General features: G+C 76.4%; 2 protein-coding genes. Both read right to left on the reverse strand.

Annotation, left to right across the window (positions count from 1 at the left end):
* Positions 1-50: 50 nt before the first annotated feature.
* Positions 51-1,271: an MFS transporter gene (locus tag DVA66_RS20110; protein WP_232822097.1), complete on the reverse strand. Its 1,221-nt coding sequence runs from the start codon at positions 1,269-1,271 to the stop codon at positions 51-53.
* A gap of 50 nt (positions 1,272-1,321) precedes the next feature.
* Positions 1,322-1,736: hypothetical protein (locus tag DVA66_RS20115; RefSeq protein WP_198671997.1), on the reverse strand; the 415-nt coding region annotated here is incomplete at its 5' end.

A 1,736-nucleotide genomic window follows, 5' to 3' on the forward strand; every position in this document is an offset into this window, starting at 1 on the left:
CGCCTCCCGCGCCCGCACCCGGCAGCGGGCCGGGAGCCGGAGTCGCGGGCTCAGGCGGCGGCGTCGCGGCGCTCGCCCGGAGCCCGCAGGGCCGGCGCCACCAGACCGGCCACCGCGACCAGCACCAGCACGACCAGCAGGGCCCGCAGGACGCCGACCGCCTCGCCGACGAAGCCGATCACCGGCGGCCCGACGAGGAAGGCGCAGTAGCCGATGGTGGCGACCGCGCTCACCCGGGCGGCGGCGTGGCGCGGGTCGTCCGCGGCGGCCGACATGCCCACCGGGAAGCCGAGGGAGGAGCCGAGGCCCCACAGCGCGATGCCGACGAAGGCCAGTGGCACCGACGGGGCGAAGATCGCCAGCGCCAGCCCGAGCGCGGCCAGCACGGCCGTGGCGCGGACCACCACCACCCGGCCGAGCCGGTCCAGCAGCGGCACCCCCGCCACCCGGCCGACCGTCATCGCGGTGACGAACACGACCAGCGCCACCCCGCCGACCTCGTTGGTCACCCCGTAGCCGTCCACCACGGCCAGCGCGACCCAGTCGTTGGCGCTGCCCTCGGCCAGGGCCATGCCCAGCACCACCAGCCCGATCAGCCAGGTGGCGGGGCTGCCCCAGACCGACAGCCGCTCCCGCCAGGAGGTCGGCCCGGCCTCGGCCTCGGTGTGCTCGAGCACCCGCTCGGACTGCGTCCAGCGCAGCGAGACCAGCACCAGCGCCAGCAGCAGCACCGCGAGCACGACCATCTGGGTGGTCACCGACACCGCCAGCCGTTCGGCCAGCGCCCCGAGCCCGGCACCGGCCACCGTGCCGAGGCTGAAGAAGGCGTGGAACAGCGGCATCACCGTCTGGCCGAGCGCCCGCTCCGCGACCGCCCCGTTGAGGTTCATCGAGACGTCGGTCGCACCCTGCCCGGCGCCGGACAGCACCAGCCCGACGGCGATCACCAGGAAGCTGCCCAGGGCCACCCCGACCCCGGCCACCACCATGCCGAGGGCCATCAGCGCGAAGGAGACCGCGATGGTGCGCTGGGAGCCGATCCGGCTGATCACGTGGCTGGAGGCGAGCAGCCCGACGATCGAGCCGATCGCCAGGAACAGCACCAGCAGACCCATCGTCGCCGAGCTGGCGTCGAGGACGTCGCGCACCCGCGGCAGCCGCGCCGCCCAGGCGGCGAACCCCAGCCCGGTGGCGAAGAAGACCGCGAAGACGGCGTTGCGCCACCGCACCGTGGTCGCGCGGTCGAGGGTCTTCTCGATCGTTCCAGACACGACCGGCAGTCAACCACACGGGGCCGTCGGCACGGCCCGCCGCGGACGGGTCAGCCAGACGCCACCCGCGGCACCTGCCCGGACCAGTCGACGGTGTGCGTGGCCACCACCCCGCCGTCGGCGAGCCACTCGGCGGTGACCACGTCCCCGGCGACGTCCACCCGGACCAGCTCGTCCAGCGCGGCCTCCTCGGCCGCGTCGTCGGCGGCGGTCAGCGCCGCCAGCGCCACCACCAGAGCGCCGTCGGCGTGCCCGGACAGCTCGGGCACCAGCGTCCACGGGCCGAAGGCGGTCCCCGCCGGCGCCCGCTCGACCCGTGCGGCGTCCAGCCCACGGACGGCGACCAGCCGGGAGAGCAGACCGGCGCCGCGGACCTCGCAGCGGTCCGCGCCGGTGCCGGCGGTGAGCCCGTCCAGGGTGCCGGACAGCGCCCAGCCGGCCACCCGCAGCCGGGTGCCCGGCTCG

Source organism: Desertihabitans aurantiacus (assembly GCF_003344635.1).
GTDB classification, from domain to species: Bacteria; Actinomycetota; Actinomycetes; order Propionibacteriales; family Propionibacteriaceae; genus Desertihabitans; species Desertihabitans aurantiacus.